Genomic DNA, 17,269 nt, shown 5'->3' with positions numbered 1-17,269 from the left:
GGCAGCTGGCGATCATCGAGGCGATGAAGCTGCTCAACGCGATCACCGCCGAGACCCGCGGCCGGGTGCACGCGATCCACGTCCAGGACGGCGAGGTCGTCGAGTACGCCCAGCCGCTGATCGACCTCGTCCCCGTCGACTGAGAGGGCACAGCCGTGTTCGACAAGGTGCTCGTCGCCAACCGCGGGGAGATCGCGCTGCGCATCATCCGCTCCTGCCGCGACCTGGGCGTGCGCACGGTGGCGGTGTACTCCACCCCGGACGCCGACGCCCGGTTCGTCAAGGCCGCGGACGAGGCCGTGCACATCGGCCCGGGCGCGCCCGCCCGCAGCTACCTCAACATCCCCAACATCATCGGCGCCGCCGTCAAAACCGGTGCCGAGGCCATCCACCCCGGTTACGGGTTCCTCTCCGAGGACCCGTACTTCGCCGAGATCTGCGCCGACGACGGCATCACCTTCATCGGCCCGCCCCCGGACGTCATGGAGAACGTCGGCGACAAGGCCACCGCCCGCCGGCTGATGACCGAGGCCGGACTGCCGCTGCTGCCGGGCACCATCGAGCCGGTCGACTCGGTGGAGGCCGCCGAGGCCGTCGCCGCCTCGATCGGCTACCCGGTCATCATCAAGGCCGCGGCGGGCGGGGGCGGCCGCGGCATCACGGTGGTACGGCGCCCGCAGGACCTGAGGGACGCCTACACCGCCACCCGGGCCAGCGCGCAGGCCGTCTTCAAGAACAGCGCCGTCTACATGGAGCGCTACCTGGAGAAGACCCGGCACATCGAGATCCAGGTCGTCTGCGACGACTTCGACGGCGCCGTGCACCTGGGCGAGCGCGACTGCTCGGTGCAGCGCCGTCACCAAAAGCTCGTCGAGGAGTCCCCCTCGGCCGGGGTCTCCCCGCAGTTGCGGGAGCGGCTGGGCGCGGCGGCCCTGGCCGGTGCCCGCGCGGTGGGCTACCGGGGCGCGGGCACGGTGGAGTTCCTGCTGGAGTCCGGCGACGGGGAGGGCGGCGGGGACGGTGCCCGCGGCGAGGACGTCTTCTGGTTCATGGAGATGAACGCCCGGATCCAGGTCGAGCACCCGGTCACCGAGCTGGTCACCGGCGTCGACCTGGTCGGCGAGCAGTTGCGGGTCGCCTCCGGCAGCCCGCTGTCGGTCAAGCAGGAGGACGTGGAGATCCGCGGGCACGCCATCGAGTGCCGCATCAACGCCGAGGACCCGGCCCGGGCCTTCGCCCCCACGCCCGGACTGCTGGAGCGCTACCGCGTCCCCGGCGGCCCGTGGGTCCGGGTGGACACCGACTACGACCCGGGCTCACGCGTCAGCCCGTACTACGACTCCATGATCGGGAAGCTGATCGTCTGGGGCCCGGACCGCGGCAGCTGCATCGAGCGCACCCTGCGCGCGCTGTCGGAGTTCGAGGTCTCCGGGCCCGGCGTGCACACCACGATCCCGCTGCACCAGGAGATCCTCGGCCACCCCGAGTTCCGCCGGGGCGACGTGGCCACCGACTTCCTGGAGCGCCACTTCGCCATGTGAGCAGCACGACCAGCCGAGGGGAGCCGCCGTGTCGGACCAGGAGCTCACGACCCAGGACATCGGCGTCTACCGGCACCTGCTGCAGGTGTCGCCGGACGCCGACCGGTGCGCGTCGGAACTCGGAATGGTTCCGGACGACTTCGACGAGTCGGTCAAGCGGCTGATGGCGCACCGGCTGCTGCATCCGGACGGTCCCTGCCGCTACGAGGTCGTCTCGCCCGGCCTGGCCGCGGCCGAACTCACCGCCTCCCTCAGCCTCCAGGCGCACCAGCTGCTGCGCCAGATCGACACCACCCGGCGCGACCTCGGCCCGCTCGGCGCCCTGTACGACGCCCACCAGCGGCAGCGGCTGGCCGGCACCACCACCGAACTGCTCACCGACGGCGACGCCGTACGGCACCGGCTCGCCGATCTGTCGTCGCAGGTCCGCGACCGCGTGCTCACCGCCCACCCCACCCTCGGCGGCCCGCAGACCCTGCGGGCCGCCCTCGACCTGGACCGCGACCTGCTCGACCGGGGCGTGCGGTACCGGACGGTGGTCCCGCACACCGCGCGCCGGCAGCGGGAGGCGCTGCGGCACATGACCCGACTGGGCGACCTGGGCGCCCAGTTGCGCACCGCGGCGGTCATACCCGGCCGGATGATCCTGCTGGACGGGGTCGTGGCCCTGGTGTCCACGGGAAAGGGCGGCGGCGCCGCGCTGTTCCGCGACCCGACCGTGGTCGCCTTTCTCGAAGTGATATTCGACCACATCTGGGAGCACGCGAAACCGGTCGACGGCGATTTCGACGGCGACGTCTTCGAGGACGTCGAGGTGGCCATTTTGCGCCAGCTGGAACTCGGCAGGTCGGATGAATTCATTTCCCGGCGGCTGGGTATCTCCACCCGTACGCTCCGCCGCTACCTGTCGGGGATGTGCGAGAAGCTCGGTGTGGAGACCCGCTTCCAACTGGGCATGGCCGCAACCAGGCTGGACCTGTTCGGGAACGGGGACGATCCGGACAGTGCGGGATAGAAATTCCTGATCGCGACGTTCGGGTATTTCCACCCGGCCCCGCTGGACCCTCCGGCGGCGCGCCGCGGATGATTTCCCCGGCCCACTCCACATTCCTACCGAGGGAATCAATGACTGGCATGGCTGCCGCCTCCCGGAGGCGGATCATTGTTTCCGGTGTCTCCTCCGACGCGCACATGTGGAACCTGGTGTTCCTGCAGTTGCTGCTGGAGGAGCACGGCCACGAGGTGTCCAACCTCGGCAGCCTCACCCCCGACGCGGAGATCGCCGGCGCCTGCCGCGCGCTCCGCCCGGACCTGCTGGTCATCGGCACCGTCAACGGGCACGGTCACCTCGACGGCCTGCGTCTGATCCGCGCCCTGCGCGCCGATCCCGCCCTCGCCGCCCTCCCCGTCGTGATCGGCGGCAAGCTCGGCGTCCACGGACGCGACGACGCCCGCCTCGCCGCCCGTCTGACCGCCGCCGGCTACGACGCCGTCTTCGCCGACGGCGACGACACCGGCGGCGGCGCGCTCGCCCGCTTCGGCACGTACCTGCGGGCGCTGCGCACCCCGCCCGCCCTGGCGGAGGTGGCCTGATGCCGCACAGCCCCGACCGCTTCTCCGCGTTCGTCCGCCGGGCCCGCGCGGCCGGGCGACTGGTCGTCCAGCCCCGCATGGGCTTCGGCGAACTCGACCGGATGCGGGCGGGGTTGCGTGCCGTGCGCGAGGCCCGCGCCACCTCGGTCGGCACCATCACCCTCGACAGCTACACCCGCTGCCACGACTACGCCGCAGCCCGCCGCGCCCTGCGCGACCGCGCCGCCGACCTCAACGGCTTCCCGCTGCTCGCCCACGGGCCCGTGGCCGTGCGGGAATTGCTGGCCGGGACGGCCGCGCGGGACTTCCCCGTGCAGCTCCGGCACGGCACCGCCCTGCCGCTGCGCCTGTTCCGCGTCATGGCCGAGGCCGGGGTCGACGCCACCGAGGGCGGCCCCGTCTCGTACTGCCTGCCCTACAGCCGCACCCCGCTCGCCGAGGCGGTCCGCGAGTGGCGGGCGGCCTGCGAACTCCTGGCCGGGCTGCCGGTGCCCCCGCACCTGGAGACCTTCGGCGGCTGCATGCTCGGCCAGTTGTGCCCGCCGTCGCTGCTGGTGGCGCTCAGCGTGCTGGAGGGGATGTTCTTCCGCGAGCACGGGCTGACCGGCATCTCGCTCAGCTACGCCCAGCAGGTCCACCCCGGCCAGGACCTGGAGGCCCTGGCCGCGCTGCGCCGGCTGGCCGCGGAACGGCTGGCGGACACCGACCGGCACCTCGTGCTCTACACCTTCATGGGCGTCTTCCCGCGCACCCCGATCGGCTCCTACCGGCTGCTGGAGCACAGCGTCCGGCTCGCGGTGCGCGGCGGCGCGGAGCGGCTGGTGGTCAAGACCCCCGCCGAGTCCCACCGCATCCCCACCGTCGAGGAGAACGTCGAGGCCCTGGAGTTCGCGCACGCCGTCGCGGAATCGGCCGCCGCCGGCGCCTCCACCGGGCCGGGGCCCACCGCCACCGGCCTGTACGAGGAGGCCAGGACGCTCGTCGACGCCGCCCTCGCCCTCGGGGACACCGTCGGCGACGCCCTCGTGGCGGCCTTCGCCCGCGGCGTCCTCGACGTGCCGTACTGCCTGCACCCGGACAACGCCGACCGCGCCCGCGCCGCCGTCGACCCCTACGGCATGCTCCGCTGGACCGAGGCCGGCGCGATGCCGGTGAGCGCCGGCCGGACGGACGGCCCTGCGGCGCCCGTCGCCCCGGTCACCGCACGCGGCCTGGGCGAGATGCTCTCCTTCAACGAACGCCACTACGACCGCGAGGACCTCACCGGCGCCGCGCGCCCGCTCCCCGGGTACGCCTCGTGACCGCCCCCGCGCGCGCGAGGACCGGCACCCTGGACGCCGTCCGCGCCCGGGGCGCCCTGCGCGCCGCCATCTCCCAGGGCATCCGCGGGCTGTCCCTGCGCACCGGCGACGGCCGCTGGACCGGGCTGGACACCGACATCGCCCGCGCCGTGGCGGCGGCCGTCCTCCACGACCCGGAGGCCGTCGACTGGCGCCCGGTGCGCGCCGCCGACCGGCTCCGCGTGCTCGCCGCGGACGAGGCCGACCTGACGGTGTGCAACCTGACCTGGACGCTGGGCCGGGAGGCCGCCCACCCGGTGCTCTTCGCCGGGATCACCGCCTACGACGGCGAGGGCTTCCTGGTGCGGGCCGCCGACGGCATCGACGACCCGGCCCGCCTCGCGGGGCGGCGGCTCGCCGTCCACACCGGCTGCACCACCCCGGTCAACCTGGCCGCGTGGTACGGCCCGCGGGGCCTGACCACCGTCCCCGTCGGCTTCCACGACCCCGCCGAGGCGCTGGCCGCGTACGCCTCCGGCGACTGCGCCGCGTACGTCCTGGACCGCATCGCCCTGGCCGGCGCCCGCGCCGGGCTGCCGGACCCCGAAGCACACCGCCTCCTGCCGGTCTCGATCTCCCGGGAGCCGATGGCCGCCGCCGTCCGCGACACCGACCCGCACTGGTTCCGGCTGGTCCGCTGGGTGCTGCAGCTGCTGCCCGCCGCCGAGCACGAGGGCGTGGCGCAGGCCGCCGCGCAGGCCGGCCCGCACGGCCCCGCGGTCGGGCTCGACGAGCGGTGGGCCGCCCGCGTGCTGACCGCCGTCGGCAGCTACGCCGACGTGTACGAGCGCAACCTGGGCGCCGCCTCCGGCCTCGACGTGCCGCGCGGCCCCAACGAACTGTGGACCCGGGGAGGGCTGCACTACGCCGTCCCCCTGCACTGACCCCCCGTCCGCCGCGGAAGGAGCCGAGGGCGCATGACCACTGACACCACACCCGCAGCACACGGGCGCGCAGGCGCCCTCGAACTCACCGCGGCCATGGGGCTCTCCGGCACCCTGGGCGTCTTCGTCCTGGAGTCCGGGGTCTCCTCCTCCACCGTGGTGCTCTTCCGCTGCGTCTTCGGGGCGGTGGCGCTGGCCGCCTACTGCCTGCTGCGGGGCCACCTGAGGAACACCGGGCTGACCCGCCGCAGCTTCGCGCTCGCCGCGCTCGGCGGGGTGTTCATCGTCCTCAACTGGGTGCTGCTCTTCGACGCGTACCACCGCACCTCGATTTCGGTGGCCACCGTCGTCTACCACACCCAGCCCTTCTACGTGGTGCTGCTGGGCGTCGCGCTGTTCCGCGAACGGCTCGACCGGCACCGCGTCGGCTGGATCCTGCTGGCCTTCGCCGGGGTGCTGCTCGTCGCCGGACTTCCCGGCGCCGGTCCCGGCGGGGACGGGTACCCGCTCGGCGTCGCCGAGGCGCTGCTCGCCGCCCTGCTGTACGCCTTCGCCACGGTGATCGCCAAGCGGCTCACCACCGTCCGCCCGCAACTGACCGCGCTGATCCAGGTGCTGGTGGGCATCCCGCTGCTGCTGCCCTTCGCCCGGCTCGGCGAGACCGCGGGCCTCGGGGCGCGCTGGGGCTGGCTGGTGGGCCTCGGCGTGATCCACACCTGCCTGATGTACGTCCTGCTCTACTCCTCGTACCGGAAGCTGTCCACCGACCGCATCGCCGTGCTGTCGTTCGTCTACCCGGCCGTGGCGATCCTGGTGGACCTCGCCGTCTACGGCCACCGCGTCGGGCCGCTGCAGGCCCTCGGAGTGCCGCTGATCGCCGCCGCCGGACTCGGCGTCAACCTCGGCTGGCCGCTGCTGCCGTGGCGGGGCCGCCGCCCCGCCACGGCCGACGGCACCGAACCGGAAGCCACGGCACCCGCAGCCGGGCTCGTCCAGATCGGAGATCCCCGATGACCCTCGTTACCGATCCCGCCGCCCCGCGCATCGCCATCGTCGGCGCGACGGGGGCCGTGGGCAGCACCCTCATCGAGCTGATCGAGGAGCGCGGACTGCGCTACCGCGAGATCCACCTCGTCGCCTCGGCGCGCAGCGCGGGCCGCCACGTGGCGGTCGACGGGCGCGCGTGCGAGGTCTCCGCCCTGGAGGACTTCGACTTCGGCCGGGCCGACATCGCGTTCTTCTCGGCCGGCACGTCGGTCAGCGACAAGTGGGCCAAGACCGCCGTCGCCCAGGGCGCGCTGGTGATCGACAACACCAACGCCTTCCGCATGGACCCCGACACCCCGCTCGTGGTGCCGCAGGTCAACGCCGGCGAGCTGCACCGGCGGCCGGCCGGCGGGATCGTCGCCAACCCCAACTGCTCCACCATCCCGCTGGTCCGCACGCTGCTGCCGGTGCAGCGGCGCTGGGGGGTCCGGCAGGTGGTGGTCAGCACGTACCAGGCCGCCTCCGGCCAGGGCCACCAGGGCATCGAGGAACTGCTGGAGGGCAGCGAGGTCGCGCTGCGCGACCCGGACGCGGACCTGCCCTCCGAGCGCTTCCGGCCCGCCCTCGCCTTCAACGTCGTCCCCTCCATCGACCGGCTGCTGGACGGCGGCTTCACCCTGGAGGAGCAGAAGATGCTCCAGGAGTCGCGCAAGATCCTCGGGCTCCCGCACCTGGACCTGACCGCCACCTGCGTACGGGTGCCGGTGGTCAACTCCCACTCCGAGGCGGTGTGGGTCGAGGCGGGGGCGCCGGTGGACCGCGAGGAACTCGTCGCGCTGCTCGCCGCGCTGCCCGAGGTCACCGTCCACGACCGGGAGCACCCGGGCGGCTTCCCCACCCCGCTCACCGCCGGGCACCCCGACCACGTCCACGTGGGGCGGATCCGGGTCGCCCCGCACAACCCGCGGGGCTTTTGGATGTGGCTGGTCTCGGACAACCTGCGGGTGGGCGCGGCCCTGAACGCCGTCCAGATCGCCGAGTACGCGTTGACCCGCGGCTTCCTGGGCGGAGGCGCGCGATGAAGGCCCCGGCGGTGCTGAAGTTCGGCGGCTCCACCTTCCGCACGCACGCCGCCTACCACGACCTCGCCGCCGGGCTGGACGAGCGCATCCGCCGCGAGGGGCGGCCGCTGGCGGTCGTGGTCAGCGCGATGCAGGGCGAGACCGAGGGGCTGCGCGGCCGGCTGCACGAGGTCAACCTGCGCCCCGAGGACGCCACCGCCGCGGGCATGCTCGCCACCGGGGACCTGGTCAGCGCCCACCTGCTGGCCAGCGCCCTGCACAAGGCGGGCCGCAGCGCCACCGTGCTCGCCGGGCACCAGGTCGGCCTGGTCACCAACTCCTCCTTCCTGTGGGCCCGGGTGGTGAGCACCGACCCCGGCCCCCTGAGGAGGGCGCTCGACCGGCACGAGGTCGTGGTCGTCCCCGGCGGCCAGGCCGTGGACGGCCAGGGACGGCCCACCTGGCTGGGCAAGAACAGCTCCGACCTGTCGGCGCTGGCGGTCGCCCGCGCCGTGGAGAGCCACGTCTGCGAGATCCACTCCGACGTCGACGGCATCTACACCTCCGACCCGCACCTGGTCACCGGGGCCCGGATGCTGCCGCAGGTCTCGTACAACATGGCCGCCCTGATGTCGCTGTACGGGGCGAAGGTGCTGCACCGCCGCGCCGTCCAGCTCGCGCTGCGGCACCGCATCGAGATCGTGCTGCGCTACAACCGGGCCCCGTACTCCTCGGGCACCCGGATCAGCGCGGTCGGCAACCAGCTGGCCGCCGTCGTCCTCAACCGGCGCTCGGTGGTGCTGGACTTCCCCGACGACGCCCGCGCCGACGCCGCGCACAACGCCTTCCACGTCGCCGGCATCGACACCGTACGGCTCACCCAGGAGTCCCGGGTGGCCGTCATCGGCGGGTACGTCGACCTGGAGGCCGTCCAGCTGCGGCAGGGCGTCACCCCGGGCCGGCACGTGGGGGTGCCGGTCGCGGAGGTGCGCGGCAGCAAGGTCACCACCCACATCGCCGAGAGCGGCGAGGACGCCCTGCACCTCGCGCAGCGGCTGCACGACCGGCTGGACTTCCCGGCCGTCCCCGGTGCCCCCGACGCCCGCCTTGTAGGAGTGTGAGCCGTGAAGGCGACCTTCGCCGAGCTGGAACTGCCCGACGCGGTACGGGACGACATCGGGGAGCGGCTCGCGGCGCTCCCCGACCCGGCGCCGGACATCGACCGGGCCATGACCCGCTACCACCGGGTCTTCGCCGCGCTGCCCACGGAACTGCTGCAGCAGGTGCTGGACTTCGGCCGGCACATCGACACCCCGGGCGTCGCGCTGGTGCGCAACCTGCCCGTGGACCGGGACCTGCCGCCCACCCCGGTGGACGGCGGGCCCAGCACCGCCAAGCGCGGCTTCGTCGCCGAGGGCGTGCTGCTGGGCCTGTCCGGGCTGCTGGGCGAGCCCGTCGGCGTGCTCACCGAGAAGGAGGGGCGGCTGATCCACGACGTGGTCCCCGTCCCCGGCGGGGAGAGCACCCAGACCAACCAGGGCTCGGCCGTCTTCCTCAACTTCCACAGCGACATCACCCACGACCCGGCCGGGCGCTGGGACGTCGCCAACCCGGACTTCCTGGTCCTCAACTGCCTGCGCGGCGACCCCTCCGGCACGGCGGCCACCTACTACGCGGACGCCCGCGACATCTGCGGGCAGCTGGCGGACGGGGCGCTGGAGGCGCTGCGCAGTCCGCTGTTCCGGCTCAACGCGCCGGGCAGCTACACCCGCGATGTCGCGGGCGGTGCCGAGGTCCTGTCGGACCCGGTGCCGATCGTCAGCGGCTCCCGGGACTTCCCCGGGATCGCCGTCTCCGCCAACGGTGTGCGCCCCCTGACCCGGGGGGCCGCCGCGGCCCTGGAACTGCTGCACGAGGCCTGCCGCGCGACCGCGCACGCCGTACGGCTGGAGCCGGGCACGGCCCTGCTGGTCAACAACCGCAAGGGCGTGCACGCCCGCTCGGAGTTCACCGCCCGCTACGACGGCCGGGACCGCTGGCTCCAGCGCACGTACGTACGGCGCAACCTGTGGGACATCAGGTACCGGGTGACCCCGGGCGACCGCCGCGTGCACCACTGAGCCGCGGGCCCCGGGCCGGGCCGCGGCCGGCGGCGGGCGGCTAGCGGTGCCGCCCCGGCCAGTGCAGAGTGCCGGATTCCTCTTCCGGGGCACCGGTAGGTGCGGTCATGGGGTCATTCGACGACATGATTTCTCCTTCAACCAATTCCGTGACGAATCAGGCCTGGTGGCCGTCGGCCGAATGCGTGTCGGCGCCACCGATCGGAGCCACGTCCCACTTGTCATCCGCCAGCGTGACGTTCCGCGGCCCGTTGCCGCCGGAAACGACCGGGGCCGCCGGGGTGGCGGAGTAAACAACTCCGGCCGCCAGGACGATCACCGAGAAGCCCCGGGCAAGTAAATGACGAGTGTTCACCATCGTGGATCCCCCCACATCGCTTGTCTGTCGCGCCCTTTGTGGGCACGAGAACAAGGTGTCAGTCGCGGAGATCGAGTTCGAGCCGCCGGAAGTGTCCTATGATGGAGCGGCAACAAGTGGATAGCGGCAAATCGGGCATGGGGTGGGTGATCGGTGGACGAGCATCGCCTGTTGGACGACCTTGCTGTTGATGCGTACGAATGCGCTTTGCGAGACGGTGCCTTCAGGGATGAGGAGATCGCCGCCGAGCTGGGCGTCGGCGTCGACCTGGTCGCCGAGGCCCGCAAGACCCTGGAGGAGCTGCGGCTGCTCGGCCGCATCGGCTCCGGCCGCTCCGTCGTGGCGCTCGACCCTGACGTCGCGGAAGCGGAACTGGTGACACCGCTCGAGCTGTCCATCGCCCACCGCCGGCAGGAGATCGCCGCGATCCACCGGCAGTTACGGGCGCTGTCCGCCGTCTACCGCACGAGCGACCGGGCCGCCCCCGACGACGTGCCGGTCAGGGTGCTGGACGACTTCGAGGAAGTGCGCAGGGAGATCGACCTGGCGCGGCGCCGCTGCACCGAGGAGCGGATGAGCCTGCAGCCCGGCGGCGGTCGCAGCGCCGAACTGCTCGAACAGGACCTGGTGCAGACCCTGGAGATGCGGCGCCGTGGAATCCGCATCCGCACGCTCTACCAGCACACCGCCCGCACCAGCCTCGCCACCCGCACCTACGTGCGGCAGATCTGCGAGGGCGGCGCCGAGGTCCGTACCGCCGAGGAGCTCTCCGAGCGGCTGATCATCTACGACCGCAGACTGGCGTTCATTCCGAAGGAACGGAAGGGAAAGGAACCGCCGGGTGCGGCGATTGTCTCCGATCCCACGCTCGTCGCCTATCTCTGCCGCTCGTTCGAGTCCATATGGCAGGGCAGCCAGCCCTTCGACGTCGGCCGGACCGCCGAATACCAGCAGGTCACGGAGGACCTGCGGTTGTCAATTCTGCGGCTGATGGCCATGGGATTGAAGGACGAGGTGATCGCCCGCCGCCTCGGGATGGCGACCCGTACATGCCGTCGCCACATATCCGTAATCATGGAGGAACTCGGCGCCACCAGCAGATTCCAGGCGGGATTGCTGATCGGCCGCCAGGGATTGATCCCCGACGGCGATGCCGTTCCCCCCGATCCCGCCGGAGGCGATGTGTCCGAATGCTGACGGGCGTTGTCCTCGATCAGACAACCCGGAGTTCTGGCGCCCGGCACCGGCGGCTTGATTTCCTGTGGAGGGAGTATTGATCCGGCGCGAGCCGAACCACGGGAGGGGTCAATGGACATTCGGCAGCTGGCGACGTTCCACAAGGTGGCGACGCTGCTCAGCTTCACCCGGGCGGCGACGGAACTGAAGTACGCGCAATCCAGCGTCACGGCCCAGATCAAGGGCCTGGAGATGTCGCTCGGCGTCGACCTCTTCGACCGTCTCGGGGGCCGTATCCAGCTCACCGAGGCCGGCCAGCGGCTGCTGCCGTACGCCGAGCAGATGCTCTCCCTCGCCGGCGAGGCGCGCGGCGCGACGCTGGGTTCCGAGGAGCCCTCGGGAGTGCTGACGATCGGTTCGATGGAGAGCATCACCTCCTATCGGATGCCCCCGTTACTGGAGTTCTTCCACCACCGCTACCCGGCCCTGCACATCGTGCTGCGGCCCAGCCTGTGCGCCGAGACCTGCCACGCGCTGCGCCAGGGCATGTTCGACATGGGCTTCCTGATGGAGGCCGAGACCCAGCACCCCGGCGTCCAGACCGAGGTCCTGGGCTCCGAGCCGCTGACCGTGGTCGCCGCACCCGACCATCCGCTCACCCGGGCGCACAAGATCACCACCGACGACCTGCGGCAGGTCCAGGTGATCTCCGCCGAGGCCGGCTGCGCCTACCGCGAGCTGTTCGAGGCCGAACTCAACGACGGTACGGGCGAGTCGCTGCCCTTCCTGGAGTTCGGGACCATCGAATCCATCAAGCGCGGGGTCGCGGCGGGGCTCGGCATCAGCCTGCTGCCGACCGCCACCGTCGCCGACGCGCTGGAGGCCGGCACGCTGGTGACCCTCCCGTGGCCGGTGCCCTTCGAGGTGCACACCCAGATCGCCTGGCGGCGGGGCAAGAACCTCTCCCGCGAGATGCGGGTCTTCGTCGACCAGACCATGCGCTTCCTCGCCGAGGAGTACGCGCGCTAGGCCGTGTCGTCAAAGTCCCGCCTGCCCAGCGGCGCCTGGCACGGCACCTCGCTGCGTTGTCGAATCGTCCGAGTAGCCCACTACGAGGACGACTCTCCGCCTTACGATGCACCGCACCAGACGCCGCTGGGCCCGCCCTCCGGGCGGCCGGCGCTCCTTTGACGACACGGCCTAGCCCAGCCGTACGGCGACGGCCGCGCGGTGGCCGTCCCCGACGGCGACGTCGGAGAGCGACCAGCCCTCGGGGCCCGCGGCGGGGGCGGGTCCGGAGCCCACGTAGTCCTCGGACGGGTCCCTGGCCAGGCCCGTCCCCAGGCCCTTCAGGTACGCCTCCTTGCGTGCCCACGCCCGCGCGAAGGCCTCGCGGCGTTCCGCCGGCGGCAGCCCGCCCAGCTCGTCGACCTCCGCCGGGTGCAGCGAGCGCCACACGCCGTCGACGGCCTCCTGGCCGGGCAGCGCCTCCACGTCCACCCCCACCGGGGTCGCGGCGAAGGCCACCAGCGTCAGCTCCCGGGAGTGCGAGAGCGAGAAGTGCGGCGTACCGCCCTCGACCGCGGGCCGGCCGTGCGGGCCGCCGCAGGACGGGCAGGTCTCCCGGGTCAGCGGCACCTTGCCGGGCGGGGTCCCCAGGTACGCCGCCAGCAGCAGGCGCAGCGCCACGTGCGCGGTGACGTAGCTGGTGCGGTCGCGGTCGAAGTGGAAGGCCGTGGCCCGCTCGCGCTCCTCCCGGTCCAGCAGCCCGGGCGCGAGGTGGACGGCGGCGGCCGCGTTCGCCGCCGTGTCCACCAGGCACAGCCGCGGCGGTTCGCCGGGCCCCGGCGGGGGCAGGCGCCGGGCCGCCGCCGTCACGCTGAACCGCTCCGGGACCAGGGTCACGGCCGGGCCGCCGGGGCCGTGGACGCGGCCGGGACGATCGCGAACGCCTCGACCTCCAGCAGCAGTTCGGGCCGGATGAGTGCGGCCACCTGCACCGCCGAGCTGGCCGGGGGCCGCTCGGTGTCGACGTAGGCGTCGCGCGCCTCGCGGACCGCGGGCAGGAAGGCGACGTCGGTGACGAAGAAGGTCAGCTTGACCACGTCGCCCCAGCCCGCCCCGGCGGCCGTGAGGCAGCGGTCGAGGTTGCCGAAGACCTGGCGCGCCTGCGCCGCCGGGTCGCCCGGTCCGACGAGCTCACCCCGCTCGTCCACCGCGATCTGGCCCGAGACGGCGACGAACCGGCCCTCGCCCCACACGACGTGGCTGTAACCGGTGCCCGGCGGGACACCCTCCGGAGCGGCGAGGTGGGTGAGGTGCGCCATGCGTTCCCCCTTGATGATCGACACCGCTCCATGCTCTCCCAGGGGGTCGACCCGGCGCCACAGCGGACGTCATGACCGGTGTCATTGGCCAGGGATTCTCTGGGCATAAATCGTCATATGGGCGGAGACAGGAGGTTCCCCTCATGAGTCATGCCGAAACCTACGATCTGACCTTCCCCGTCTCCGGCGACACCGTGGTCGTCAAGCGCACCGAGCGCAAGGGTGCCGGGGGGCACCCGGTGTACAGCGACGACACCGGCATCGTCCAGGCGGAGATCAGCGACCGGGGGGAGGTCCGCATGCTCGCGACGGGCGGGCACCAGCACCACGACGTCCCCTCGCGGGCGACGCCGCACTGAACGCCCTGTCGCCACCGGCGTCCCGGAACCGGCCACGTGACCGCCGCCGGACGCCGCTGCGGGTCGCTCACCTCTGGTCGCCGTCCGTGTCCGTGCGGACCGCCCCCGTCACCCGCCGGGCTTCCCGCCGAGTTGATTTGAATATCCAACTCACTGGATTACGGTGGAGCGGACAGCGAACCCACATTCCCTGGGGGACGTCATGCCCGCCTCGATCACGGACACGGACACGGACACCGACACGGATACCGAGGACACCACCGGCACCGTCCGCGTCGACCGCTCCTGGTGGTCCTGGAACGGGGCGCAGGGAGGCTACGTCGCGGCCCTCGCGCTGACCGCCATGCGCGACGACCTGGCCGCGCGGACGGGGGAGGGCCTCCCGGTCCGCACGCTCGGCGCGCACTTCCTGGCCCCCGTCGACGAGCGCCCGCTGCGCCTGGCGGCGACCACCCTGCGCGAGGGGCGCCGTACGTCCGTGTCCTCCGTCACCGCCCTGCAGGACGGTGCCGCCGCGCTCACCGGCACCGCCGTGTTCGGACGGAGCGAACCCGGCCCCGCCCACACCGGCACGCCCGCGCCCGCCGTCCCCGCGCCCGGCGCCTGCCCGCCGCTCACCCTGCCGCGTTCGCTGGCGGCGTTCGCCGCCCACCTGGAGATCCGCCCGGCTGGCGACGCGCGCCCCCTGGCCGGCGGGGAGCGCGCGGAACTCCTCGCCTGGATGCGGTTCGGCGACGGGCGGCCGCTGGACCCGCAGGCGCTGGTCGTCCTCGCCGACGCCCTGCCGCCCGCGCTGTTCGCGGTCTGGACCGAGCCCCGCCCCGTGCCGACGGCCGAATTGACCGTGCACTTCACCGACGTCCTGGACGCCGCGCCCGCGCAGGGCTGGGTCCTGGTCCGCAGCCGCACCGCGGTGGCTGGGCCGTGGAGGACAGCGCCGTGTGGACCGAGGACGGCCTGCTGCTCGCCCTCGCCCGTCAGGCGCGCGCCGTACGCGAGTTCCGCCCCGGCCGGCAGGGCTGACCGGCCCGTTCCCGCCCGTTCCCGCCCCGTCCCCACGCGGACGGCGGCGGCGCCGGACCCCCTCCCGGTCCCGGGGAGGGGTGTCCGGCGCCGCCGCTGCGCCGTGGCGCCGCGAGGGGTCAGCCGATCTCGGCCCCGTACACCTCGAGCGCGTCCGTCACCGGCTGGAAGAACGTCTCCCCGCCGCCGGTGCAGTCGCCGCTGCCGCCGGAGGTCAGGCCGAGCGCGGTGCTGCCGGAGAAGAGGGCGCCGCCGCTGTCGCCGGGCTCGGCGCAGACGTCGGTCTGGATCAGCCCGGAGACCGAGCCCTCCTGGTAGTTGACGGTCGCGTCGAGCCCGGTGACCGTGCCGTCGTGCACCTGGGTGGTGCTGCCGCTGCGCCGCACGGCCTGGCCGACGGTCGGCGTGGCCGCCGACGTGATCTCCTGCGTCGAGCCGTTGTAGAGGTCGACCGCGCTGGGGTGGTCGACACCGGTGCCGGTGTACTTCACCAGCGCGTAGTCGTGGCCCGGGAACGTCGCGGCTGAGCCGATCTCCTGTCCGCCGGAGCTGTCCGACCAGCTCTTGATGTCCACGCCGCAGTGACCCGCGGTGAGGAAGTACGGCTGTCCGTCCTTGACGACGTTGAAGCCGAGCGAACAGCGCGCGCCGGAGCCGAAGATGGCGTCGCCGCCGGCGATGAAGGGCGTGAACTCGCCCTTCGACTTGTGAATCCGGGCGGTCCCGGCGCCGAGGCCGTCGACCGCCTTGCCGAGCCGCGCCATCCCGGCCGCCGACACGGTCCGGTCGGCCGTCACGACCACCTGGTTGGTCCGCGGGTCGACGGACCAGGCCGTGCCGGGGATACGGGCCTCCAGGCCCAGGGTGCGCGTGGCGGAGCGCAGTTCGGCCATGGTGTTGGCGACCGTCTTCGGCACGGCGCCCGCCGCGCGCACGGTGTCGGCGGCCGCGGCGTCGAGCACGTTGACGATGAGCCGGTCGCTGCCGGCGTCGTAGTACGACCCCGCGGTGTCCTTGGTGCCGAGCTGCGAGGTGAGGTGCGCGGCCAGGGTCACCGCGGCCGCGGGCGTGAGGCTCTTGGGGGCGGGCGCCGGGCTCGGCGCCGCGTTGGCCTGGGGCAGCACGATCAGTGCCGCCAGCACGGCCGCCGCCCCGCTGCCCGCGAGCACGGCCTTCCGCCCGGATATTCGACGATGCTTCAAGTCCTGTACCTCCACGTGGGGGGATGGGCCGGCTCAACTACCGCCAACCCGGAGGAATTTGCGGTCCAAGGCGTCACATCCCGAAAAGAATGCGTGTCCACGCCAAGCAACGCCGTCGAGTATTCCGAGGCCGTTCCGTGACCGGCAAGGCAGGATTCCGGTCTCCACAGCCGCCTCACAAGACATCCCGATTCCCGGTGTGGAACCTTTCATTCCGCTGTGCGGGAGGGCTCCCGCCGCGCTGCGCGACGGGCCGGGCACATCCGGTGAGGACTACACCTGTCCGGTAACCGCCTGCGCGAACGCCGACAGGCGCCCCCGCGGGGGCGCCTGTCGTGCCGTCGGTTCCGGTCTGCTACGTGCCGGGCGGGACGGCGGGGATCGCCTCCTGCGGCGTACGCGTCGTCGACTGCGTCCCCGCGGCGGTGGCCGCCGGGTTGAGGTCCCGGTGGACGACGCGGGCGACCGCCTCGATCGTGGCGACCCCGGTGTTCATGGTGCGGTTGTCCTGCGTCAGCACCGTGAGGGAGTAGTTGTGCCCCGAACCGGTGAACGCGCCGAGGCTGTGCACCCGCCAGCCGTGGGTGGCGCGCGGCAGCCAGCCGTTCTTCACGTGGACCGTCACCCCGCGCGGGGCGCCGGCGGGGGTGCCCCAGCGCTGCGTGCCGACCACCTTGTTCATCAGCTTCAGGACGTACGCCCGGGAGTTGTCGCTCAGCACCGCGTTCTTCGCCGTCACCAGGTCGAGCAGCCGCTGCTCGTCCTTCGCCGTGATCTGCGTGAGCCCCCAGTAGCCGTTGCTCCCCGGCACGGTACGGGTCATGCCCGCGGCCTTCAGGAAGCCCTTCACCTTGGCCACCCCCAGCTGCCGCCACAGCTGCGTGGTCGCCGCGTTGTCCGACTTGGTGATCATCGCCGTGGCCAGCTTCACTTCACGCGCCGTCAGGTAGCGGTTGTGCTTCTTGTTGTCCCACAGCAGGGTGGCCAGCACCGTCACCTTCACGGTGCTCGCCGAGTCGAACCGCTGGTCCGCACGGAGCGTGCACACCGTCTTCGTCCTGCGGTCCCGCAGCGACACGGCCACCGTCGCCGTCCTGCCGCGCAGCGCGTTGGTGATGTCGGTGCGCAGCTTCGCCGCGAGCCCCGCCTTGCCCGAGGTGCACACCACCGCCGGTGCCGCCGCCGCGGCGCTCCCCGCACCGGTTCCCACGACGGCCGTCGGCACGACCGCGCCCATCACGACCGCGGCCGCCACCGCTCTCCCGGCGCGCCGCGCCGTCCGTCCCCGCCCCATGGCC

Annotated in this window: 18 protein-coding genes and 1 pseudogene; 14 read left to right on the top strand and 5 right to left on the bottom strand. The window is 73.0% G+C overall.

What is annotated here, in order from left to right; all coding sequences use genetic code 11:
• Nucleotides 1-5: 5 nt before the first annotated feature.
• The 10 genes from PV350_RS34180 to PV350_RS34135 all read left to right on the top strand — a co-directional run bounded on the left by PV350_RS34180 (nt 6) and on the right by PV350_RS34135 (nt 9,526).
• Nucleotides 6-143: a biotin/lipoyl-containing protein gene (locus PV350_RS34180; RefSeq protein WP_500337480.1), complete on the top strand. Its 138-nt coding sequence runs from the start codon at nt 6-8 to the stop codon at nt 141-143.
• A 12-nt stretch (nt 144-155) separates the two neighbouring features.
• Nucleotides 156-1,541: an acetyl-CoA carboxylase biotin carboxylase subunit gene (locus PV350_RS34175; RefSeq protein WP_500337478.1), complete on the top strand. Its 1,386-nt coding sequence runs from the start codon at nt 156-158 to the stop codon at nt 1,539-1,541.
• Between the two features lie 28 nt (nt 1,542-1,569).
• Nucleotides 1,570-2,556 (top strand): helix-turn-helix transcriptional regulator, encoded by a 987-nt coding sequence (locus PV350_RS34170; protein ID WP_499513991.1) that lies wholly within the window; start codon nt 1,570-1,572, stop codon nt 2,554-2,556.
• A gap of 119 nt (nt 2,557-2,675) precedes the next feature.
• Nucleotides 2,676-3,134, top strand: a complete 459-nt coding sequence (locus PV350_RS34165) for a cobalamin B12-binding domain-containing protein (protein ID WP_499513992.1) — start codon at nt 2,676-2,678, stop codon at nt 3,132-3,134.
• Nucleotides 3,134-4,435, top strand: a complete 1,302-nt coding sequence (locus PV350_RS34160) for a methylaspartate mutase (RefSeq protein ID WP_500337477.1) — start codon at nt 3,134-3,136, stop codon at nt 4,433-4,435. Before PV350_RS34165 ends, PV350_RS34160 begins: the two co-directional genes overlap by 1 nt.
• The gene (locus PV350_RS34155) at nt 4,432-5,358 is read left to right on the top strand and encodes an amino acid ABC transporter substrate-binding protein (protein WP_500337476.1); all 927 of its coding nucleotides are present in this window, start codon (nt 4,432-4,434) and stop codon (nt 5,356-5,358) included. Before PV350_RS34160 ends, PV350_RS34155 begins: the two co-directional genes overlap by 4 nt.
• Before the next feature lie 33 nt (nt 5,359-5,391).
• A complete protein-coding gene (locus tag PV350_RS34150) occupies nt 5,392-6,372 on the top strand; it encodes a DMT family transporter (RefSeq protein ID WP_500337475.1) in 981 nt (326 codons plus the stop codon).
• Nucleotides 6,369-7,427 (top strand): aspartate-semialdehyde dehydrogenase, encoded by a 1,059-nt coding sequence (locus PV350_RS34145; protein WP_499513996.1) that lies wholly within the window; start codon nt 6,369-6,371, stop codon nt 7,425-7,427. Before PV350_RS34150 ends, PV350_RS34145 begins: the two co-directional genes overlap by 4 nt.
• Nucleotides 7,424-8,527 (top strand): amino acid kinase family protein, encoded by a 1,104-nt coding sequence (locus tag PV350_RS34140; RefSeq protein WP_499513997.1) that lies wholly within the window; start codon nt 7,424-7,426, stop codon nt 8,525-8,527. The genes PV350_RS34145 and PV350_RS34140 overlap by 4 nt, the downstream gene beginning before the upstream one ends.
• Before the next feature lie 3 nt (nt 8,528-8,530).
• Entirely contained in the window at nt 8,531-9,526 is a 996-nt protein-coding gene (locus PV350_RS34135; protein ID WP_499513998.1) for a TauD/TfdA family dioxygenase, read from the top strand.
• Nucleotides 9,527-9,683: 157 nt separating this feature from the next.
• Here the strand turns inward: PV350_RS34135 and PV350_RS34130 are convergent, their stop codons facing one another.
• Entirely contained in the window at nt 9,684-9,884 is a 201-nt protein-coding gene (locus tag PV350_RS34130; RefSeq protein WP_499513999.1) for a hypothetical protein, read from the bottom strand.
• A 153-nt stretch (nt 9,885-10,037) separates the two neighbouring features.
• Between PV350_RS34130 and PV350_RS34125 the strand changes: the two genes are divergently transcribed.
• Nucleotides 10,038-11,081, top strand: a complete 1,044-nt coding sequence (locus PV350_RS34125; protein WP_500325423.1) for a helix-turn-helix transcriptional regulator — start codon at nt 10,038-10,040, stop codon at nt 11,079-11,081.
• A 111-nt stretch (nt 11,082-11,192) separates the two neighbouring features.
• Nucleotides 11,193-12,089 (top strand): LysR family transcriptional regulator, encoded by an 897-nt coding sequence (locus PV350_RS34120; RefSeq protein ID WP_499514001.1) that lies wholly within the window; start codon nt 11,193-11,195, stop codon nt 12,087-12,089.
• Nucleotides 12,090-12,260: 171 nt separating this feature from the next.
• Here the strand turns inward: PV350_RS34120 and PV350_RS34115 are convergent, their stop codons facing one another.
• Both PV350_RS34115 and PV350_RS34110 read right to left on the bottom strand, forming a co-directional pair.
• The gene (locus tag PV350_RS34115) at nt 12,261-12,965 is read right to left on the bottom strand and encodes a 4'-phosphopantetheinyl transferase family protein (RefSeq protein ID WP_499514003.1); all 705 of its coding nucleotides are present in this window, start codon (nt 12,963-12,965) and stop codon (nt 12,261-12,263) included.
• Nucleotides 12,962-13,387 (bottom strand): RidA family protein, encoded by a 426-nt coding sequence (locus tag PV350_RS34110; RefSeq protein WP_499516946.1) that lies wholly within the window; start codon nt 13,385-13,387, stop codon nt 12,962-12,964. Before PV350_RS34110 ends, PV350_RS34115 begins: the two co-directional genes overlap by 4 nt.
• 143 nt (nt 13,388-13,530) lie before the next feature.
• On the opposite strand from PV350_RS34110, the gene PV350_RS34105 reads away from it, so the two are divergent.
• Both PV350_RS34105 and PV350_RS34100 read left to right on the top strand, forming a co-directional pair.
• Nucleotides 13,531-13,746, top strand: a complete 216-nt coding sequence (locus PV350_RS34105; RefSeq protein ID WP_499514004.1) for a DUF6296 family protein — start codon at nt 13,531-13,533, stop codon at nt 13,744-13,746.
• Nucleotides 13,747-13,948: 202 nt separating this feature from the next.
• Nucleotides 13,949-14,608: pseudogene (locus tag PV350_RS34100) on the top strand (acyl-CoA thioesterase); the annotation flags it as partial.
• A gap of 280 nt (nt 14,609-14,888) precedes the next feature.
• Here the strand turns inward: PV350_RS34100 and PV350_RS34095 are convergent.
• Nucleotides 14,889-15,971, bottom strand: coding sequence for a S1 family peptidase (locus tag PV350_RS34095; RefSeq protein ID WP_500337474.1), 1,083 nt, complete (start codon nt 15,969-15,971; stop codon nt 14,889-14,891).
• A gap of 355 nt (nt 15,972-16,326) precedes the next feature.
• Nucleotides 16,327-17,265 (bottom strand): serine hydrolase, encoded by a 939-nt coding sequence (locus PV350_RS34090; protein ID WP_500337479.1) that lies wholly within the window; start codon nt 17,263-17,265, stop codon nt 16,327-16,329.
• Nucleotides 17,266-17,269 lie beyond the last annotated feature (4 nt).

Origin of the sequence: Streptomyces sp. PA03-6a, assembly GCF_033792765.1 — a bacterium.
Taxonomy (GTDB): Bacteria; Actinomycetota; Actinomycetes; order Streptomycetales; family Streptomycetaceae; genus Actinacidiphila.
The sequence above is the reverse complement of the archived record's forward strand: the minus strand, read 5'-3'. Positions and strand labels throughout refer to the sequence as shown.

Excerpts from the sequence above, each read along its gene's own strand:
- PV350_RS34165 (WP_499513992.1), top strand. The coding sequence starts at position 2,676 with ATGGCTGCCGCCTCCCGGAGGCGGATCATTGTTTCCGGTGTCTCCTCC.
- PV350_RS34160 (WP_500337477.1), top strand. The coding sequence starts at position 3,134 with ATGCCGCACAGCCCCGACCGCTTCTCCGCGTTCGTCCGCCGGGCCCGC.
- PV350_RS34150 (WP_500337475.1), top strand. The coding sequence starts at position 5,392 with ATGACCACTGACACCACACCCGCAGCACACGGGCGCGCAGGCGCCCTC.
- PV350_RS34145 (WP_499513996.1), top strand. The coding sequence starts at position 6,369 with ATGACCCTCGTTACCGATCCCGCCGCCCCGCGCATCGCCATCGTCGGC.
- PV350_RS34140 (WP_499513997.1), top strand. The coding sequence starts at position 7,424 with ATGAAGGCCCCGGCGGTGCTGAAGTTCGGCGGCTCCACCTTCCGCACG.
- PV350_RS34130 (WP_499513999.1), bottom strand. The coding sequence starts at position 9,884 with ATGGTGAACACTCGTCATTTACTTGCCCGGGGCTTCTCGGTGATCGTC.
- PV350_RS34120 (WP_499514001.1), top strand. The coding sequence starts at position 11,193 with ATGGACATTCGGCAGCTGGCGACGTTCCACAAGGTGGCGACGCTGCTC.
- PV350_RS34110 (WP_499516946.1), bottom strand. The coding sequence starts at position 13,387 with ATGGCGCACCTCACCCACCTCGCCGCTCCGGAGGGTGTCCCGCCGGGC.
- PV350_RS34105 (WP_499514004.1), top strand. The coding sequence starts at position 13,531 with ATGAGTCATGCCGAAACCTACGATCTGACCTTCCCCGTCTCCGGCGAC.
- PV350_RS34090 (WP_500337479.1), bottom strand. The coding sequence starts at position 17,265 with ATGGGGCGGGGACGGACGGCGCGGCGCGCCGGGAGAGCGGTGGCGGCC.